This window comes from Nocardioides sp. B-3, assembly GCF_024703895.1.
Taxonomy (GTDB): domain Bacteria; phylum Actinomycetota; class Actinomycetes; order Propionibacteriales; family Nocardioidaceae; genus Nocardioides.
Genome location: NZ_CP087968.1, coordinates 715,109 through 733,591, shown reverse-complemented (window position 1 = coordinate 733,591; position 18,483 = coordinate 715,109). Strand labels below are relative to the sequence as shown.

The following is an 18,483-nucleotide window of genomic DNA, read 5'->3' as shown; positions in this document are numbered from 1 at the left end:
TGAAGAGCGTGAAGCGCTTGCCCATCGGTTCTCCTCTGTTCGTACGCCGTCAGTGTGCCGTGACTTCGACGCGGGTGCCGTCCGCAGACGCGCTGTCCGCGATCGCGCCGAGCACGCGTTGGACCGCGAGGCCCTCGGCGAAGCTGGGGGAGGGTTGCGTGGATGAACGCACCGCCGCCGGGAAGTCGGCCGCCTGCGAGGTGAAGGTGTGGTCCCACCCGAGCACGTGGCCGGGCGGCCACCGTGCGCCGGCATAGGGGTGGTCGGCCTCGGTCACCAGCGTCCGCGCGCCCCCGGAGCCGGTGTCGACGACGAGCTCGTTGAGCCGCTCCGGGTCGAAGGAGATCGACCCGTGCGAGCCGTAGACCTCGATGGTCAGGCCGTTCTTGCGGCCGAACGCCATCCGGCTGACCTCGATGCTGGCCACCGCTCCGCGCCGCGTCCCGAGCGTGGCCCGTGCCGCGTCGTCGACGGTGACCTGCTCGATCCCGCCCGCACCCGGGCGCGACGGCACGAACGTGTGCAGCTGGCCGCTGACCCGGGGAGACCTCGTCGCCCGGGAGGAACTGCACCTGGTCGACGACGTGCGACCCGAGGTCGCCGAGAGCACCCGAGCCGGCCTCGGTCTTGCGCAGTCGCCGGGTCATTGGCGCGGTGGCATCGGCCAGCCAGTCCCGGAGGTAGGCCGCGCGGACGGACCGCACCTCGCCGATCCGGCCGTCGGCGACGAGGCGACGCGCCAACGCCAGCGCGGGCACCCGGCGGTAGTTGAAGCCGACCATCGAGACGACGCCGCGTTCGAGGGCGGAGGATGCGGAGGCGACCAGCCGCGCGGACTCCGACACCGTGTTGGTCAGCGGCTTCTCCACGAGCACGTGCTTGCCGGCGGCCGGGGCCGCCTCGGCGATCTCGGCGTGCAGGTGGCCGGGGGTGCAGATGTCGACGATCTGCACGTCGTCACGCTCCAGCACCGAGCGCCAGTCGGTCGCCGAGTCCTGCCAGCCGAAGCGCCCGGCGGCCTCCTTCACGAGGATCGGGTCGCGGCCGACGAGCACGCGCTGGTCGACGGCCGGCACGTCGGGATAGAACGCGCCCACGTTGCGCCGGGCGTTGGAGTGGGCCTTGCCCATGAAGGAGTAGCCGATGACGGCGACTCCGAGCCGGTCTGTCACGCGGTCCCCCCGGGTCGATGAGTGTGCGCAGGAAGGCCAGCCCGTCGCGGGCCAGGTCGTCCTGCGTGGGTGCGAGTGGCCGCCAGATGGACGCCGCGGTGGCGATGGCGGCGTTGTCGGCGGTGAAGCTCTCGATGTTCAGCGGGCCCGCGTAGCCGACCTCGTCCAGCGCGTCGACCACCGCCGGCCAGTCCGTATGGTCGCCGCCCGGGTGCGCCCCGGTCGCTGCCGCAGACCTGCAGGTGCACGAGGTGCTCGCCGGCGGCCCGGATCGCGTCCGCGCTGGAGCGTTCCTCGATGTTGAGGTGGTAGGTGTCGAGCGCCAGCCCGAGGGCCGGCCCGAGCAGTCCGTCGAGTCCCTCGAGCGCCCGGGTCGACGGTGTTGACGAGCGAGGTCTCGTAGCGGTTCAGCGGCTCGATCCCGAGGGTCACCCCGCGCGATCCGGCGTGCTCGACGACCGGCGCGAGGTTCGATCGCCATTCGCCGTACGCCGCAGTGCGCTCGTCCGCAGTCATCCGCCACGTGCGTCCGGTCGCCGCATAGAACGGCCCGCACACGGCGGGTGCCCCTGATGCCCGCGGCCGGGTCGATGCATGCTCGCAGGTAGTCCTGCGTGGCCGCGACCGTCCCCCGATCGGTCGCGACCAAGTCTCGGCCGGGAGCCATCGCGCCCACGACGTACGGCGCCGGGCCGGTCGGCTCCAAGGCAGCCCCCACCACGTCGATGCTGAGATCGCCGACCTGTTCGAGCGGCAGCTCGACCGCGTCGAACCCGAGGGCCGCGACGTGGTCCAGCAGCTGGTCCACCACGGCGTCGGTGAGCGGTGAGGCCCAGACCCGAGTGTTGATGCCGATGGCGCGCACGACTGCTCCTTCTCACAAGTTTGGTGCGGCCCGGCCACGACGGACGTCGTGGCCGGGCCGGGTGATCAGCGGTCGGTCCGGGCGTCCGGGAAGCCGGGCAGCTCCTCGCCGCCGAACTTCGCGTAGTGGCCGTCGGGCATGCCGTCGTTGGCCGCGAGGTAGTCCGAGCGCTCGTCCTCGGTGATCGGGGTCTGCGGCAGCACCCACTCCGCGGGCACCTCCTCGCCGGCGAAGATCTTCTCGACGGCGAGCAACGGCGTACGCCACTGGAAGTTGGAGTAGACGGGCGCGAGGCCGGTCAGGCCGGTCTCCTCCCACTTGCGCAGGAAGCTCATCTCGTCCTCGCCGGTCATCACCGGGTAGTCGACGCCGGCGTCCTCGAACGCCTCGATCGCGGCGACGGCACCGTCACCGGCGTCCATCCAGACGCCGTCCACGTCGCCCCGGTTGAGCGCGTCGGTGATGATCTTCTTGATCTCGGTCGGGTCGGCCCCGGTGAAGAAGTCGTCGGCCTCGATGCCGTTCTCCTCGAAGATCTTCTTGGCCGCGGCCCAGCGGGTCTCGAGCACGTCGACGCCCGGCAGGATGCGCAGCGCGACGACCTTGTCGCCCTCCTCGAGGTTGTCGACGAGGAAGTTGGCGGTGTCGATGCCCCACGCGTAGCCACCGATCGGGTGGATGTACGTGGTCGCGCAGTCGGTCTGGACGCCGCGGTCGAAGACGATGACCGGCTTGCCGGTCTCACACGCGCGCTCGACGCCGGGGGGTCATCGCGGCCGTCGAGTTGGGCGAGATGATGAAGACGTCGCACTGGCCCTCCGCGATGAAGTAGTCGATGTCGGCGAGCTGCGTGTTGTCGTCGGCCTGCGCGTCGCGCACCTCCATCTCGGAGATGACGCCGTCGCTCTCGAGCACCTCGAGCTGCTGCTGCATCGTGATGTAGCCGGTCTGGCGCCACGGGTTGTCGTTGGAGGCGTTGGAGAAGCAGACCTTCTTGGCGCCGCCTGCCTTGTACGCCGATGTGTCGGTCATCTTCCCGTCGATGTACTGCAGCCACGGCTGGGCCGGGTCGCCCTCGAACGTCGCAGAGCGCTGGGCGTCCTGCTCGTCGTAGTCGGCTCGGACGAACCACTCGCTGTCCGGGGCGGACGTCTCGTTCGACGTCTCGCTGGTGGACTCGCTGGCTTCGGTGTCGGCGGGGTCGATGTCGTCGGTGCTGCAGCCAGCCAGCACCGCCAGCACCAGCAGCGCCGACGAGGTGGACGCGATGGTCCCCCTGATGGTTCTGCGCATCAGATTTCTCCTGTGGTTGTGCCCGGGTCGGGCTGGGTGGTTGTAGGTCTCTCCGAGCTAGTGGATGGCGAGGGTCGTGGCCGGCGACCGCCCTGCCGAGCGCGCGCCGCCAGTGCGACGGCGGCGATGATGATCAGTCCCTGCACGGTGTCGCGCCGGGTCGACGGGACGCCGAGGCTGGTGAGCAGCAGGAAGAGGAGCTCGAGGGCGAAGGCGCCCGCGGCGGCCGACAGCACCCAGCCGCGACCGCCGCCGAGCAGCACGCCGCCCAGCACCACCGCGGTGATCGCGGAGAACTCGTAGCCCGCGCCGACGGACGGGTGCACGCCGGCGTACCCCACGAGCAGCACGCCGGCGACCGTGGCCGAGAGCGACGAGAGGACGAAGGCCCGCGTCTTGACCCACCACAGCGGCGTGCCGGAGTAGTGGGCGGCTTCGGGGTTGTCGCCGACGGCGATCAGCGTGCGGCCGAACGGGCGGCGCATCAGCCACACCGAGGCGGCGGCGAGGGCCAGCAGGATGAGCAGGGGATAGGGGATGATGCCGACGACCGGCACGTCCTCGATGCCGCCCCGGCCGATCTGGCGGAAGCTGTCGACGGGGTTGCCGGTGGCCGCGCCGCCGGTGACGTAGCGGACCAGCCCGGTCAGCGCCAGCATCGTGCCGAGCGTGACGATGAAGCTCGGCACCTTGAGCAGAGTCGTGGCGAGCCCGTTGACCAGTCCGATCAGCACGCCGACGGCCAGCATCAGCAGCAGCCCGGGGATGATCCGGCCCTCGTCCCGGCCGATGAAGTTGCCGGCCAGCACGACCTGCGTGGTGATCACCGCCGCCATCGAGAGGTCGAACTCGCCGCTGACGATCACGTAGTACTGCCCCATCGCCACGATCGCGATCGGCGCCGTACGCCCCGCGAAGCGGATCAGCGCCCCGGGCTCGGTGAAGTTGGGGTTGGAGATCATGATCGAGACCAACAGCACTGCCACCAGCACGAACACGGCACCGCCGGGGGTGGCGAGGCCCGCTCCGAGCCGGCTGCCCCACGTGCCCGGACGGGCCGCCAGCTCGGGTCGGGCCTTCGTCTCGGTCGTCGTGATCTGGGTCATCGCGCTTCCTCGAGGGCTGAGCCGAGAGCGCTCGGTCGCTCGAAGCGGGCCGGGCGCCAGTCCGGGTCGCGGCGGGCGTAGACCGCCACCGCCACCACGATCACCGGGCCGCGCACGACGTCCTTGAGGAACGGGTTGGTCTGCATGACGCCCATGACGTTGTCGAGCACGGCGAAGATCGCGACCCCGGCCAGCGTGCCGGTGATGTTGCCCTTGCCGCCGGCGAGCAGGGTGCCGCCGAGGACGACGGCCGCGATCGACATCAGGTCGTAGTTGCCCCGGGAGCCGACGGTGGGCTGCCCGACGCCGAGGCGGGCGAGCAGCAGCAGGCCGGCGATCGCCGAGAGCACGGAGCACAGGATGTGGGCGGCGATGACGGGGACACGGGTGCGGACTCCGGACATCCGCGCCACCTCGGCGTTGCCGCCGACGGCGTACAGGTGATGTCCCGGGGCGCGTACGGCGCAGCATCCAGATCGCCAGCAGGGCCGCGCCCAGCATCAGCAGGGTCGCGATCGGGACCGGTCCGATCCGGGTGGCGTCGAGCAGGCGGAAGTGGCGCGGGGCGCTGCCGTGGCTGCCCCGGTAGTTGCTGGCCGGGTAGCCCGACAGGATCAGGCCCATGCCGAGCGTGGCGATGAAGCCGTGCACCTTCAACAGGCTGACGACCATGCCGTTGACCAGACCGATGGCGACCGCGAGGGCGAGCGTGACCAGCACCGCGGGCACGATCCGGCCACTGCTGCCGGCCATCATGCCGCCGCCGACCACGCTGGCCGGGCTGACCACGAACGGCACGGACAGGTCCAGCGAGCCGACCGGGATGACCAGCGTCTGACCGATCGCGATGAAGCCGAGGATCGTGGTCGTGGTCAGGATGTTGTCGATGTTGCCGGTGCTGAAGAAGTTGCGGTCGTTGCTTGCCGTGAGGATCGCGCCGACCACGATCGCCAGCAGCAGGACGGCGTAGACGATGCCGGTCGAGGTGAGGCGGGCGGACTTCACGACGCCACCTCCCGGGCTGCCGGTGGCCGGGCCGAGCACGGTCTCCTCGGACGAGCCGGCGGGCAGCTCGCCGGCGATGCGGCCGTCGCGCATCACCGGGATCCGGTCGGACATGCCGATCACCTCGGGGAGCTCGCTGGACACCATGAGGACGGCGACGCCCTCCGCGGCCGAGCTGCGCATCACCTCGTAGATCGCGTGCTTGGCACCGACGTCGATGCCGCGCGTCGGCTCGTCCATCAGCACGACGCCCGGGCGGGTGGAGAGCCAGCGGGCCAGCACGACCTTCTGCTGGTTGCCGCCGGAGAGGAACTGCGCCTCCTGCGCCATGGAGCGCGCCGAGACGGCGAGGGTGGACAGCACGCCCGGGATCGCGCGACGGGCGTCGCCGGTGCGCGAGGGGAAGACGGCGTGCACGACGCCCGGGGCGTTGTCGAGGATCGACTGGTGGACGGCCAGTCCGGTGGCCTTGCGGTCCTCCGTGACCGGGGCCGAGCCCTTGCGGACGGCTCCGGCGCGGCGTACGGATGCTGACGGCGGCGCCGTCGATCAGCAGCTCGCCGCGCGACAGCGGAGCGACCCCGAAGATCGCCTCCGGGAGCTCGGTGCGACCGGACCCCTGCAGGCCGGCCACGCCGACGATCTCGCCGCCGCGCAGGGTGAGGTCGACGTCGTCGACGTAGCCGTTGCCGGCGCCGCGCAGCTCGAGCCGCGGCTCGCCGACGACGGTGTCGGGCAGCGGGTCGGGGAAGAAGGACGACATCGGGCGACCGACCATCAATCGCACGAGGCGGGCCTCGTCGAGCTCCTCCGCACGCGCCGTCGCGACCTGCTCGCCGTCCTTGAGCACGGTGATCGTGTCGCAGAGCGCGAAGATCTCCTTGAGCCGGTGGGAGACGTAGATGATCGCAGACGCCGCGGGCGGTCAGGGTGGCGATGATGCGGTAGAGCAGCTCGACCTCGTGATCGGCGAGGGCGGCGGTCGGCTCGTCCATCTGGATGATCCGCGAGTCGAAGCTGACGGCCTTGGCGATCTCGACGACCTGCTGCTCGGCGACCGACAGCGAGCGGACGCGACGGCTGGCCTTGAGGCCGGTGATGCCGAGTCCGGCCAGCAGCTCGTCGGTGTCTCGGTTCATCGCGGTCGTGTCGACCATGCCGCGCCGCCGCGGCTCGCGACCGAGCCAGATGTTCTCGGCGACCGAGCGCTCGGGGAGCAGGTTGAACTCCCGGAAGACGGTCGACAGCCCGCGCTGCTGGGCCCTGGACCGGGTGGCCGAAGCTCACCGTCTCGCCGTCGATCTCGATCGTGCCGGCGTCGGGCTGGTGCACGCCAGCGAGGATCTTCATCAGCGTCGACTTGCCGGCGCCGTTCTCGCCGACGAGGCCCAGCACCTGGCCGGGGCGCACCTCGAGGTCGGCGTCGCGGAGCACGACATTTCCGACGAACGACTTGGTGAGTCCACGCACCCGCAGCACGGGCTGCGCGGAGGGTTCGGTGGGGCTGGGCACGGCGCCACTGTGGCATGCGTCACCGGCTTATGTCGAGAGTTCGGCAAAAGATGTTTGATGGACGCACAAAAGAATCGGTGGTTGAATTCGCGCCGTGAAGACCAGCGACGTGTTCGAGCTGCTGCGGGACGGCGGGCCCCAGACCCGCGCCCAGCTGGCCGAGTCGAGCGGCCTCGCGCGCTCCACGATCGCCGCCCGGATCGACGTGCTCCTGCGCCTCGGGCTCGTGGCGCCGCACGGCGACGCGGTCTCCACCGGCGGACGGCCGCCGTCCGTCCTCGCACTCAACCCGAGTGCTCGCGTCGTCGTCGGCGTCGACCTCGGTGCCACCCACGCACGCGCGGTGCTGGCCGACCTCGCCGGCACGATCCCGGCCGAGGCGCGGGCCGACCCGGACATCGCCGACGGGCCCGAGGTGGTGCTCGGCTGGGTCACGGGCTCGGTCCGTTCGCTGCTGCGTGGCCAGCAGCGCAAGCTCGCCGAGCTGGCGGCGATCGGCATCGGGCTGCCGGGCCCCGTCGAGCACTCGACCGGCCGGGCGATCAACCCGCCGATCATGCCCGGCTGGGACCGCTACGACGTGCCCGCGCACGTGCGGCGCGACATCGACGTGCCGGTGCTGATCGACAACGACGTCAACATCATGGCGCTGGGGGAGCAGCACGCACACTTCCCCGACGTGCAGGACCTGGTCTTCATCAAGGTCTCCACCGGCATCGGTGCCGGCATCATCTCCGGCGGCGCGCTGCAGCGTGGCGCGATGGGCACGGCGGGCGACGTCGGCCACGTGCGGCTGCCACGCGGAGAGGGCGTCACCTGCCGGTGCGGCAACGAGGGCTGCCTCGAGGCGATGGCGGCCGCGCCCGCGCTGGCCGCCACGTTGTGCGCCGGTGGCGCAGACGTCTCGAGCAGTGCCGACATCGTCGCGCTCGTGCGCGGCGGCAACCTCCGAGCCGTGCAGGTCGTGCGTCAGGCCGGTCGCGACATGGGCGAGATGGTGGCGATGGTCGTCAACTTCATCAACCCCTCCGTCGTGGTCGTCGGGGGCGCGATGTCAGCCGCCGGCGAGCACCTGATCGCCGGCATCCGCGAGACCGTCTACCAGCGCTCCCTTCCGCTCGCGACCGAGCACCTGCGGATCCTGCCGTCGGCCGCGGGTGAGCAGGCCGGGGTCATCGGCGCTGCTGCGCTGGCGATCGCGCACGTGCTCTCGCCCGAGGAGATCGAGCGCGCGAGCGTGGCGATCACGGGCTGATCGTCAGGCGATGTCCACGATCACCGGGGCGTGGTCGGACGGGCTGCCCGTGCCCCGGGCCGGGTCGCGCTCGTCGCGGTCGATGAAGGCGCCGGTGACCGCTTCGCGAGCGCGGGGGACGCGAGCGCGAAGTCGATCTTCAGCCCACGGTCGCGCTCGAAGCGCTGGCGGTAGTAGTCCCAGTAGGTGTAGCCCGGGTCGTGCTCGCGGGTGACCTCGACGCAGCCGTCGTCGAGGAACGCCCGGGAAGGCGGCCCGCTCGGGCGGTGTCACGTGCGTCGACTTCGCGAACTGCGCGGGGTCGAAGACGTCGGCGTCGGTCGGGCAGATGTTCCAGTCGCCGACCGGGACAGTCTCCTCGTCGAGCCACGGCGTCGCCGCCGCGCGGAGGCGGGAGAGCCAGTCGAGCTTGTAGACGTAGTGCGGGTCGTCGGGCTTGCGACCGTTGGGGACGTAGAGCGACCAGATGCGCACTCCGCCGGCGGTGGCGCCGATCGCGCGGGCCTCGGCGGCCAGCGGTTCGCCGTACCCGGGCATGTCGGCGAAGCCGACCGTGACGTCCTCGAGGCCGACGCGCGAGATGAGGGCGACGCCGTTCCACTGGTTGACGCCGGCGACGGCGATCTCGTAGCCGCGCGCCTGCAGGCCCATCAGCGGCAGCTGGTCCTCGCGCCTTGGTCTCCTGGAGCGCGAGCACGTCGATGTCGTGCCGATCCGGGGAAGGCCTCGACGCGGTCGATGCGGGAGCGGAGTGAGTTGACGTTCCGAGTCGCGATGCGCACCGGGTCAGCGTAGGAGACGCCGCGGCGTGCCAGAAAATTTAGCGACCGGGGGTCTTTACACGGGTGTTCTTCATGCGGAAGGTTCGGCGCACGCACTGTTCTCGGGAAACAGGTGCACTTGCTGGACTCCCGGGTGGAGCGTGCTCTCACAAACCCCCACCTTGAGGAGAATTCTTCATGCAGCGCAATCGACTCGGACAGCTCGCACTCGCCTCCGCAGCAATCCGGCGGCCTCCGTGGCGGCTCCCGCCATCGCGGCCACCGAGAGCGACATCCCGTCGTTCTCGGAGTTCCGAGCCCAGACCTACCGCGACACCGACCAGCAGTTCATCGTCAACGGTGACGAGCCCGTCCAGACGTCCGCCGACCTGAAGTCCTTCTACGACGACCCGGTCGCCCCCGAGAGCACCCCCACCGAGGGCCTTGTCGTCAACACCGTCGGCGGTGTCGACGACAAGTGGTCCGACTCGCAGGTCCGCAACCTGACCTACTGCGTGAGCACCAAGTTCGGTTCGCGCTACACCGACGTCGTCAACGCGATGACCAGCGGCGCCGGCCTGTGGGAGGCGGCCTCCGCGGCCGACTACGTCCACGTGTCGTCGCAGGACGCCTCCTGCAACACCCGCAACAAGAGCGTGCTGTTCTCGGTCGAGCCGGTCTCGACGACGCAGTACATCGCCCGGGCCTTCTTCCCGAGCACCCCGAAGCGTTCGCGCAACGTGCTGATCGACGACTCGATCTGGACCTCGGGTTCCTGGACGCCGACCAACATCATCGGCCACGAGCTCGGCCACACGCTGGGCTTCCGCCACGAGCACACGCGTCCCGAGTCGGGCACCTGCTTCGAGGACAACAACTGGCGCCCGCTGACGCCCTACGACTCGGCGTCGATCATGCACTACCCGCAGTGCAACGGGTCGAGCGACGACCTGAGCATGACGGCGAGCGATCGCCGGGGGGCCGCTGCGCTGTACGGCGCCTGATCCGCTAGACCCGCGAACGCCCCTCTGGTCCCGAGCCTGAGGGGCGTTCGTGCGTCCTCAGACGAGCCGGGGTGTGAGCACGCCCGGCGTCGACGCGTCGGCGAGACGGATCGCTGCGGACAGCGGGATGTCGCGGGCGACGACCTTCTCGGCCCCGGCGGCCGTCGTCGCGACCAGCGTGGCCGGGGGCGAGCCTCCGCTGGAACAGCGACTGCCGCACGACCCAGCCGATGATGCCGTCGTGCTCGAGCACGGTGCGCACGCGCGTCAGGTCGCCGCTGCCGACCACGAGGTGATCGCTCGTCGAGGCGTGCCCCAGATGCCTGTACGCCGACTCGCCGACCAGCGCGGCGAAGGCGATCGACACCACGGCGACGACCGCGGGGACCCACCCGGGAACGGCGTCGAACCTGATGGACGCGGCCAGCGAGACGGCGGTGACGAACAGTGCGCCCCACAGCTGGCGGATCCGGGATCGGCGGCGGGCCGCGGGACCGTGCGCGGTCAGCCGCACCGTCATCGGGGCGTCCGTCTCGAGCACGTCGGCGCCCACCGACCCGGCCACGGACCGGGGGCACGGCGGCAGGATCGCGGTCACCCCGCCCGATCCGACGCCGGTGGCCAGCGTCGACAGCTCGGCGCCCCCGACCAGCCGCAGGAGCACCGGCTCCTTCAGCTCCACCCCGCGCACGCGCTGCTCCTCGACGGTGATCGAGCGGGTCGTGAAGAGGCCAGCGGTGAGGTGCAGGGACCCGGCCTCGCGGGTCAGCCGCATGTTCCACCACTGGACGATGTAGCCCGTGACCGCGACCAGCACCCAGCTGGTCAGCCCGCCGGCGAAGAGCCCGGCGATGACCAGCGTCAGCGCGAACTGGTGCACCCAGCTCCACGCCGACTCGGCGGTGTCTGCGACCGGCAGCTGGTCGCCGAACTGCGAGAGCGCGCCGACCGCCGCCGCGAGGACGACCAGCCGGGCCGGGCTGAAGGGGGCGAACCGCAGCCACGCCCAGTCGATCTCGGCCAGCACGCGGGCGGGCTCTTGTGCCTGTACGGCGGCGGGCGCCGTACCAACCTCGGCAGTCGGCGCCGGGGCGGGTGCGGCCCTCCTCGACAGGAGGAAGGACCGCAACCCGTCGGCGTCGACGGCAGTGAGGGAGTCGAGGGTGATCCGGTCGTCGTCGACGCCGGTGCCGATCTGGACCTTGGTCAGGCCGACCACCCTGTGCAGGAGCGAGGCCTCGAGGTCGACGCTGCGGACGCGGTCGAGCGGGGCGGTCTTGGTCTTCTTGTTCAGCAGCCCGCTGCGGATCTGGAACTGGGTGTCGGTGGTCCGGTAGAAGGTGGTGAGCCATGGGAGAGCACCGAAGGCCACGGCACCGAGCACGACGAAGGGCAACGCCCACCACGGCATGCCACGATCCCCCGAGCTGATGCCGAAGAGCGCGACGGCTGCGGGGAAGGCGAACTGGCCCAGCACCTTGACCGGGTCGATCAGCAGGTTGCGCGGCGAGAGCCGCTGCCACTCGACCTCGGGGGTGACCGGCTGCTCGCTCATGGGGGTGATCACGTGGCGTCGCCCTCGCTGGCGCCGGTGATCTCGGTGAGCTCGTGCACGAGCTGGCGGGCGACCTCTCGGTCGAGGCAGTCGATGGTGATCGGGCCGGCCGCCGACGCCGTCGTGACGGTCAGCGACGCGAGGCCGAACACGCGCATCAGCGCGCCCCCGGGTGGAGTCGACGGTCTGCACCCGGCTCAGTGGCGCGACCCGGCTGTCGATGCTCAGCCAGCCGGCGCGTGTGGATCGCCGTCGGGGTGATCTCCCACCGGTGGATCCGGTAGCGCAGCGGCGGCATCACGATGAGGTGGGCCAGCGTCCCCACCACCGTGACCACCGGGAGCGCGGTGGTCCACCGGGGCCGGGGCTGGTCGTCGAAGACGCTGGGTACGCCGAAGACGTACACCCCGACCACGATCGCCACCTCGATCACCGCGCCGAGCAGGGCGCTCACCCGCCAGTAGGTCACGGCGCGCGGCGACACCCGGTGGGCGGGTTCTCGCAGGGCCACGGAATCGGTCGCCTCACTCATGGCGCGAGCCTACGAGTCGGCCGTTGGCTCCGGTCAGCCGGTGATCGCCCAAGTGCCGTCGATCGTCGCTGGCAGGGCGGTGCGCGCCTCGCGGACGTAGGTGGTGAATCCGGTCGCCGCGTCCGGGGAGTGCGTCTCGGTCGCCCCCTCGGCGTCCCGGTCCACGAGCACGAGATCGGCCCGGCCGTCCGCGTTGTCGTCCGCCGTCGTGGCGACCCGGGGAGGTGTCCGGGGCGGGAGCCGCGGTGTGGGTCTGCGCCAGCCACGACATAAACTCGGTCCGGGCGTCCAGCACGTGCACGGCTGTCTGTGTGCCCGCCCGGGTGTCGACGAGATAGAGGTCGTCGCGACCGTCGAAGTTGTAGTCGCCGACGGTGATCCGCCACCGGTCACGGGGGAGCGCGGGGGCCGGCAGGTCGACATCGGCGAGCTTGGTCTGGAACCCCGTGGTTGCGTCGAGCACCGTCAGGTGGGTGCGGCCGCTGGGCGTGGTCGAGACGAGGTAGAGATCGTCACGGCCATTGCCGTCGACGTCACCGGCCGGGAACCGGGTGCGACCGAGGCCGCCTCGGCGGTCGACGATCGTCGCGTGCGTGAGGGACGACTGCAGCAAGTTGGTGCCGTCCATCACCTGCACCTGTGCGGTGTTCCGTCCGGCCATCCGGATGCCGTAGACGTCGGTGGCCCGGTCGCCGTTGACGTCGCCACTCGTGAAGCGCCAGCCGCGTCCGGTCACCGGCATCGGGGTCTGGTTGGAGTAGGCCGCATAGCCGGATGCCGCGCTGACCACGTGCGCCTCCGCGCCGGTCCCGGTCGTGCGGACGGCGATCAGGTCGGCCGGTGCGCCCGTGGGCACGCGCCCGACGACCTCGACGGTCACGTCATCGACGTACATCGAAGGAGAGGTCGACGTCTCGCCGCAGGTGGGCTGCTCCTCGTCGGGGCAGTTGCGCTTGTTCTGCAGGCGCAGGAACTCGGCGGAGACGGGTGCGTGCGGCGTCGACCGAGTCTCGACGCCGTCGACGAAGAATCGCGTCGGTGACGCCGCCGGGGCCGCGGGGTCCTGCCCGGGTCCCCGGTAGGTGAACTCGACGGCGTAGTCGTGCCACGCGTCCATGTCCTGCGGGTAGCGGTCGCCCGCGCACTCGACCCGGCCGATGGGCGGGGAGTAGCGCCAGTAGTAGGCCACCTGGACCCGGCTGCACTGCGCCCGGTCGCCCCAGCTCTCGACGATGTCGATCTCGCCGGCCCGTTGCAGGTCGCGGGTGCGCAGCCAGAAGGCCGGATGGACTCCAGTCTCGCTGGGCATCTTGAGGGTGGCGCTGACGCGGTAGGTCGTGCCCGGCTCGAACGGGACGGGGGAGGAGAACTCGAGGTGTGCCTCGGGGCGGAGCTCGACCACCGTGCGACCGTCGACCGTGGACTGACCCACCTTCTCTGGGGGTCGACGACGAGACGTGGGCCCAGCGTTCGGCGTACGGCGCATCGAAGCCGTCGGTGAAGACCGCGCTGGCGGCAGTGACGGCCGTGGCGCTGGTGACGGGCACGGCGGGCACCTCGAGGGCGGGCACGGCGGCCGCCGTCGAGGAGAGGGAGAAGAGGAGCGCAAGCACTTCTTCGAACCGGGAGGGCATGGGTCCTTGGGAGGTCGGGGCCGGGTCGGGGGACACCACGATTGAACAAGGCCCGGCCAAGAGGTGGCGAATCGTTGGGGCCACGCGGGCGCCCGTAGACTCCCGGCCCGTGGCTCTCACCATCGGTATCGTCGGACTCCCCAATGCGGGCAAGTCGACCCTCTTCAACGCCCTGACCAAGAACAACGTGCTCGCGGCCAACTACCCGTTCGCCACGATCGAGCCGAACGTCGGCGTCGTCGGGGTGCCGGACGCGCGGTTGCCGAGGCTCGCCGAGATCTTCGGCTCGGAGCGGATCCTGCCGGCGACGGTGGAGTTCGTCGACATCGCCGGCATCGTCCGCGGCGCCTCGCAGGGTGAGGGCCCGGGCAACAAGTTCCTCTCGCACATCCGCGAGTCCGCGGCGATCTGCCGGGTCACGCGCGTCTTCCGCGACGAGGACGTCACCCACGTCGACGGTGAGGTCAACCCCGCCAACGACATCTCGACGATCCAGACCGAGCTGATCTTCGCCGACCTCGAGACGGTCGAGAAGTCGATCCTCCGCCTCGAGAAGGAGTCGCGGAAGGTCAAGGACCCGGTCGCCAACCTCGAGGCCGCGAAGGCCGCGAAGGAGGCCCTCGAGTCGGGCACCCCGATCATCGCGACCTCGATCGACCGCGACCTGCTGCGCGAGCTGTCGCTGCTGACCGCGAAGCCCTTCATCATGGTCTTCAACTGCGACGCCGACGAGCTCGCCGACGAGGACCTCAAGGCGAAGATGCGCGAGCTCGTCGCGCCCGCCGAGGCGATCTTCCTCGACGCGAAGTTCGAGTCCGAGCTCGTCGAGCTCGACGACGAGGAGGCCGCCGAGTTCCCGGCCGAGGCCGGCGTCACCGAGCCCGGTCTCGAGACCCCGGCCCGCGTCGGCTTCGACACCCTCGGACTCCAGACCTACCTGACGGCCGGCCCCAAGGAGACCCGCGCGTGGACGATCCGCAAGGGCGACACCGCACCCGAGGCCGCCGGCGTGATCCACACCGACTTCCAGAAGGGCTTCATCAAGGCCGAGGTCGTCTCCTTCGACGACCTGACCTCGCTGGGGTCGATGGCCAAGGCCAAGGAAGCCGGCAAGGTCCGCATGGAGGGCAAGGACTACGTGATGGCCGACGGCGACGTCGTGGAGTTCCGCTTCAACGTCTGAATCGGTGCGTTTGCGCAGGTCAGAAGGGGTATGACCCTTCCAAGTCCGCACAGAGTCCGCAAGAATCTGGGGCCCTTGACTCGACTCGGTGCTCGGGCGGTGTGTCGGTCCGGTCGCCTACACTGGATCCCATGACCGCGAACCGCGACGAGCTCATCCACCTGATCGAGGGCTTGCCTGACGATCAGGTCGAGGTCGTGCTGGCGGATGTCCGCCGACTGACCACGAGGAAGCCGCAGAGCACCTGGCCCCCCAAGTTCGTCGGCATGCTCAAGGACGGACCCGTCACTGGGTCGTCACCCGAGTACCTCGACGCGGTGCTGTCGCGAGGCTTCGGCAGCGAACGCGCGTAGTGATCGTCTGCGACACCGGGCCGATCGTGGCCCTCTCGAACCATCGGGACGAGTGGCACTTCGCGGCAAACAACCTCTTCCGCGACCTGCACATGGCAGGGGAGACGCTGCTGTTGCCACCGACCGTCCCGGCAGAGGTCTGCTACTGGCTCAACGAGCACGGTGGACCTGATCTCGAAGCGGCCTTCCTCGACTCTGTGGTTGACGGCACGTTCCAACTCGTCGACCTGACGCCGGAGGACGTCGAGCGGATGGCTGGGCTGGTCCGTCAGTTCTCGTCGTTCCCGCTGGGCGGCACCGACGCCTCTGTCGTGGCGATTGCCGAGCGCCCGGGGGCGCGCGAGATTGCGACGCTCGACCGTCGGCACTTCCCGTCGATCACGCCGACGGACGGCGGCCATTTCACTCTGCTGCCGGAGACTTTTCCGTAAGTAGGCCGCCGATCGAGGCCGCCATGATCGACTCGGCCGCGTTGCGGGTGCGGTCCTCGGCGGTCGGCCAGAGATGCGCGTAGGTGTTGAGGGTCGTGGTCGCCTTCGTGTGCCCAAGAGAGCGCTGGACGGTCACCACGTCGCACCCCGCGGCAATCAGGCCGGAGGCGTAGAAGTGCCGCAGGTCGTGGAGCTTGATGCCGGATAGGCCGGCGTCGCGCAACGTCTTGCGCCACCAGTAGCCGACGGTGTTCTGATGCGGCGGGTCTTCACTATCGCCGACGAAAAGCCACTGGCTCTCACCATTGGTGCCGAACGTGGCGAGGTGTCGCGCGAGCAGGTCGACCAGGGCTGTCGGCGAGGTAGACGACTCGTTCGGATCCGTACTTCGGCGCGCGTACATCGATCGTTCCGCCGTTGACGCGCTGCACCCGGCGCCCGACGCTGAGTGTCTTGCGGAGGAAGTTCAGGTCGCCCATCTGGACCGCTGCCGCCTCCCCGAGTCGGAGGCCGGCGAACGCGCAGAGCGCGACGAAGGGCTGGAACCGGTCATCCGCGACGGCGAGCAGTTGGCCGACCTCCTCGGGTGTCGGGATCGACATCGCGGCGTCGGCGCGACGGCCCCGGGGGAGTCGAACGCCGTCGGTCGGATCGGACCCGATGACCTTGTCCTTGAGGGCCGCGCGGAAAACCGACCGGACGTTGACGTATCGGGTCTTGATCGTTCCCGGTGCCAGCCCAGCCTCATCCATACTCTTGATCCACGCCTCCACCTCAGAGCGACGGATCAGCTTCATCGGCTTGCCGCCGAACGGCGCCGATCTCGCCGCCGGGGACATGGCGAGCACCGTCCCCGGTGCCCAGACACGGCGTGCCGACCACTCGCCGAAGAACGCGGCGAACGTGACGCGGCCAGCCTTGGGATCGGCGTAGGTGCCGGTGACGACCGAGGCCGTGACCCGGTCGAGCCACCGTTGCGCCCGGGCCTTCTTGATGAAGTGCCGGGCGTGTTCCTTGCCCAACTCGTCTCGGTAGCGGGCGCGGTACCGCTCGATCGTGACCGTCTTCTTTTGACCGGTCGCCTTGTCCATGACGAGGCGCGTCATGGTGCGCTTGCTGATGCTGGCCATGTTTCATCCTCCATCGATGCGCCGACAACTCGACATGTCAGTGGCGATCCTGTGGACGGTTGCTCTGTTCGGTGAGCCAGAGGACGAGATCGGTTCGCCAGTAGCGGACGTGGCGTCCGACCTTGAAGCTGCGTGGTCCTGCAGCCGAGGTGGCGCCAGTAGCGCAGGGTGCCTTCGGGGACGCGGAGGAAGGCGCAGGCTTCCTGGAGGGTGAGCATGTCGTCGCCGGGGTAGCGGCGTGGGTTCGAGATGGTGGGTTGTGCGGTCATGGGGTCCGTCCTCCTTGTGGATGGGCTACGACGACATTCGTCGCCGGTCGTGGTGGGTGGGTGTCTGCGATCGACAGGTGCGCTCGGTTTCCATGGTGCGCGCCCGGGGGCACCAATTTGCGCCCGTCTGGCCCGCCCGTCCTCGGGACGGGCGCCCCTGTCAGGAGGTGTTTTCGCAGGTCAGCAGGGGGCCCGTGCGAAATTCAAAATTTCATCGCGTGCTCCTCGCTGGGTGTCGTCGTGAACGACCTGTACGCGTTGATCAGCATCGGTCCTCAGGTACGCCGGACCTGGGGGAAACTGAGGGGGAACCTGCCCGGGACCTGCGTTTGCGCAGGTCAACAGGTTCCCCCACTCGTGGGCTGGACCGGCTTGTCAGAGCCCGATTCCGGACGGCTGTGAGGTTGTTGGCCGGTAGTCCGTGAATGGCACCCCGCCTGACTGGCTGCCGTTGGCAGCAGAACGGAAACCGCGCCTGACCGCATCGTGGCAACCGGCACCCGCAGCTGGGCGGCGGCGTTCTCGCTGCGGGCCCTCTCATCGTCGCCGTGGTTCCGGTCTTCGTTGTTGTCGTCGTCGCGGTGTGGCGCGGTGCTCATGTGCTTCTCCTTGCTGCTTGTGGGCGAACCTTCAAGCGAGGCAGCGGTGGCGAATGGACAGCGTCTGTTGTTCTCCTAGGTGCGCCGGGGCTCCCGGAGCGATCACCGGCGCCCACCAAGCTGCGCCGGCTGTGCGGTTGTCCATGACGTGAAAGGCAACTACTTGCGGACCGGATCGGACATCGCTTGCGGGCGATGGTTGGTGAGGAAGTTTTAGCGGCCGATGCCCCGCCCGTGGTCGGGAGTGCTCCGGCTCGGAGGAGGCGGGTCGATCCGCCGTCGCTTCTCGTGTTGGCGCTGTCTGCGGTCGTTGGCTTCCCTGGGTGGCCGCTTGCCGTCGGGCGAGGCGGTCGGCGGTCCATCGGTCGTGTTCGCCGTCGAGTCCTTCGTCCGGAAGCGTGCGGATGCTCGGTTCACTCGCGAGCGCCCGGACGCGTGCGCTGGCGGCGCGCAGGTCGCGTTCGACCCCTGCCAGTTCGTCCGCTACGACGTCGAGGCGGCCGGTCGTGTCGCGCGTGTGCGCTGTCTGCCCGTACGGGCGCAGCTCGGCGTAGATGATCTCGTCGAGCCGGGTGCGTGCTTGTTCGGCGCGGTTGTACGCCGTGTAGGCGTGGCGTTCGGCCTTGCGGATCTGGTCGGCGTCTGGGTGGGCGTCGGCGACCGTGCGAGCGATGTAGGCGTTGATCGGGTCGTCGACGCGGCGTCCGTGCAGCCACGTCACCTGCTCTGCGATCTCCCCCGGGTTGGTCGCCGGGTCGGGGAGGGCGGGGTGCCAGCGTTGGGCGAACGCGGTCAGCTCGTTACTGGCCTCGCGGACCTGTCGC

20 protein-coding genes and 4 pseudogenes are annotated in these 18,483 nt (G+C 70.2%); 6 read left to right on the top strand and 18 right to left on the bottom strand.

The genetic code is table 11. From position 1 onward, the window contains the following. Positions 1-49: 49 nt before the first annotated feature. From LP418_RS04910 to LP418_RS32435, 9 genes and pseudogenes are all read right to left on the bottom strand, one after another. Positions 50-514, bottom strand: a complete 465-nt coding sequence (locus LP418_RS04910; protein WP_257956906.1) for a Gfo/Idh/MocA family protein — start codon at positions 512-514, stop codon at positions 50-52. A gap of 91 nt (positions 515-605) precedes the next feature. Continuing rightward, positions 606-1,130, bottom strand: a pseudogene (locus LP418_RS04905) (Gfo/Idh/MocA family protein); the annotation flags it as partial. Positions 1,131-2,102: 972 nt separating this feature from the next. Next, entirely contained in the window at positions 2,103-2,762 is a 660-nt protein-coding gene (locus LP418_RS04900) for a substrate-binding domain-containing protein (protein ID WP_257956905.1), read from the bottom strand. Between the two features lie 16 nt (positions 2,763-2,778). After that, a complete protein-coding gene (locus LP418_RS04895) occupies positions 2,779-3,330 on the bottom strand; it encodes a hypothetical protein (RefSeq protein WP_257955446.1) in 552 nt (183 codons plus the stop codon). Continuing rightward, positions 3,330-4,241: pseudogene (locus tag LP418_RS32455) on the bottom strand (ABC transporter permease); the annotation flags it as partial. The gene LP418_RS04895 and the pseudogene LP418_RS32455, both read right to left, overlap by 1 nt. 191 nt (positions 4,242-4,432) lie before the next feature. Continuing rightward, the gene (locus tag LP418_RS32450; protein ID WP_442940226.1) at positions 4,433-4,840 is read right to left on the bottom strand and encodes an ABC transporter permease subunit; all 408 of its coding nucleotides are present in this window, start codon (positions 4,838-4,840) and stop codon (positions 4,433-4,435) included. 58 nt (positions 4,841-4,898) lie between these two features. Continuing rightward, positions 4,899-5,777, bottom strand: a pseudogene (locus LP418_RS32445) (ATP-binding cassette domain-containing protein); the annotation flags it as partial. Further along, the gene (locus LP418_RS32440; RefSeq protein ID WP_442940225.1) at positions 5,681-6,661 is read right to left on the bottom strand and encodes an ATP-binding cassette domain-containing protein; all 981 of its coding nucleotides are present in this window, start codon (positions 6,659-6,661) and stop codon (positions 5,681-5,683) included. The gene LP418_RS32440 and the pseudogene LP418_RS32445, both read right to left, overlap by 97 nt. 70 nt (positions 6,662-6,731) lie before the next feature. Continuing rightward, a pseudogene (locus tag LP418_RS32435) lies at positions 6,732-6,875 on the bottom strand (ATP-binding cassette domain-containing protein); the annotation flags it as partial. A gap of 172 nt (positions 6,876-7,047) precedes the next feature. Between LP418_RS32435 and LP418_RS04880 the strand changes: the two are divergent. After that, a complete protein-coding gene (locus tag LP418_RS04880) occupies positions 7,048-8,208 on the top strand; it encodes an ROK family transcriptional regulator (RefSeq protein ID WP_257955443.1) in 1,161 nt (386 codons plus the stop codon). Between the two features lie 3 nt (positions 8,209-8,211). On the opposite strand, the gene LP418_RS04875 is transcribed toward LP418_RS04880, so the two are convergent. Beyond that, complete coding sequence (locus tag LP418_RS04875) at positions 8,212-8,859, bottom strand: exodeoxyribonuclease III (protein WP_257955442.1); 648 nt, start codon at positions 8,857-8,859, stop codon at positions 8,212-8,214. Then, on the bottom strand, positions 8,859-8,990 hold the full coding sequence (locus LP418_RS04870) for a hypothetical protein (protein ID WP_257955441.1): 132 nt from the start codon (positions 8,988-8,990) through the stop codon (positions 8,859-8,861). The genes LP418_RS04875 and LP418_RS04870 overlap by 1 nt, the downstream gene beginning before the upstream one ends. Positions 8,991-9,226: 236 nt before the next feature. Between LP418_RS04870 and LP418_RS04865 the strand changes: the two genes are divergently transcribed. Further along, on the top strand, positions 9,227-9,973 hold the full coding sequence (locus LP418_RS04865) for a M57 family metalloprotease (RefSeq protein ID WP_257955440.1): 747 nt from the start codon (positions 9,227-9,229) through the stop codon (positions 9,971-9,973). A 4-nt stretch (positions 9,974-9,977) separates the two neighbouring features. On the opposite strand, the gene LP418_RS04860 is transcribed toward LP418_RS04865, so the two are convergent. The 4 genes from LP418_RS04860 to LP418_RS04845 are packed head-to-tail and all read right to left on the bottom strand — an operon-like array spanning position 9,978 to position 13,492. Further along, the gene (locus tag LP418_RS04860; RefSeq protein WP_257955439.1) at positions 9,978-11,528 is read right to left on the bottom strand and encodes a PH domain-containing protein; all 1,551 of its coding nucleotides are present in this window, start codon (positions 11,526-11,528) and stop codon (positions 9,978-9,980) included. An 8-nt stretch (positions 11,529-11,536) separates the two neighbouring features. After that, a complete protein-coding gene (locus LP418_RS04855; protein WP_257955438.1) occupies positions 11,537-11,686 on the bottom strand; it encodes a hypothetical protein in 150 nt (49 codons plus the stop codon). Continuing rightward, positions 11,686-12,060, bottom strand: a complete 375-nt coding sequence (locus LP418_RS04850) for a PH domain-containing protein (protein ID WP_257955437.1) — start codon at positions 12,058-12,060, stop codon at positions 11,686-11,688. The genes LP418_RS04855 and LP418_RS04850 overlap by 1 nt, the downstream gene beginning before the upstream one ends. After that, the gene (locus LP418_RS04845; protein ID WP_257955436.1) at positions 12,053-13,492 is read right to left on the bottom strand and encodes an FG-GAP-like repeat-containing protein; all 1,440 of its coding nucleotides are present in this window, start codon (positions 13,490-13,492) and stop codon (positions 12,053-12,055) included. Before LP418_RS04845 ends, LP418_RS04850 begins: the two co-directional genes overlap by 8 nt. 25 nt (positions 13,493-13,517) lie before the next feature. Between LP418_RS04845 and LP418_RS04840 the strand changes: the two genes are divergently transcribed. The 4 genes from LP418_RS04840 to LP418_RS04825 all read left to right on the top strand — a co-directional run bounded on the left by LP418_RS04840 (position 13,518) and on the right by LP418_RS04825 (position 15,661). Further along, the gene (locus LP418_RS04840) at positions 13,518-13,739 is read left to right on the top strand and encodes a hypothetical protein (RefSeq protein WP_257955435.1); all 222 of its coding nucleotides are present in this window, start codon (positions 13,518-13,520) and stop codon (positions 13,737-13,739) included. 64 nt (positions 13,740-13,803) lie between these two features. Beyond that, positions 13,804-14,877 carry a redox-regulated ATPase YchF gene (ychF, locus tag LP418_RS04835; RefSeq protein ID WP_257955434.1) on the top strand — a complete coding sequence of 358 codons (1,074 nt, stop codon included), beginning with the start codon at positions 13,804-13,806 and terminating at the stop codon, positions 14,875-14,877. Positions 14,878-15,008: 131 nt separating this feature from the next. Then, positions 15,009-15,230 carry a hypothetical protein gene (locus LP418_RS04830; RefSeq protein WP_257955433.1) on the top strand — a complete coding sequence of 74 codons (222 nt, stop codon included), beginning with the start codon at positions 15,009-15,011 and terminating at the stop codon, positions 15,228-15,230. Next, complete coding sequence (locus LP418_RS04825) at positions 15,230-15,661, top strand: type II toxin-antitoxin system VapC family toxin (protein ID WP_257955432.1); 432 nt, start codon at positions 15,230-15,232, stop codon at positions 15,659-15,661. Before LP418_RS04830 ends, LP418_RS04825 begins: the two co-directional genes overlap by 1 nt. Here LP418_RS04825 and LP418_RS04820 read toward each other — a convergent pair. The 3 genes from LP418_RS04820 to LP418_RS04810 all read right to left on the bottom strand — a co-directional run bounded on the left by LP418_RS04820 (position 15,633) and on the right by LP418_RS04810 (position 18,380). Beyond that, the gene (locus LP418_RS04820) at positions 15,633-16,064 is read right to left on the bottom strand and encodes a tyrosine-type recombinase/integrase (RefSeq protein ID WP_257955431.1); all 432 of its coding nucleotides are present in this window, start codon (positions 16,062-16,064) and stop codon (positions 15,633-15,635) included. The genes LP418_RS04825 and LP418_RS04820 overlap by 29 nt on opposite strands. Then, positions 15,961-16,791 (bottom strand): tyrosine-type recombinase/integrase, encoded by an 831-nt coding sequence (locus tag LP418_RS04815; RefSeq protein WP_257955430.1) that lies wholly within the window; start codon positions 16,789-16,791, stop codon positions 15,961-15,963. The genes LP418_RS04820 and LP418_RS04815 overlap by 104 nt, the downstream gene beginning before the upstream one ends. Before the next feature lie 899 nt (positions 16,792-17,690). Beyond that, positions 17,691-18,380: a hypothetical protein gene (locus LP418_RS04810; protein ID WP_257955429.1), complete on the bottom strand. Its 690-nt coding sequence runs from the start codon at positions 18,378-18,380 to the stop codon at positions 17,691-17,693. Between the last annotated feature and the right edge of the window lie 103 nt (positions 18,381-18,483).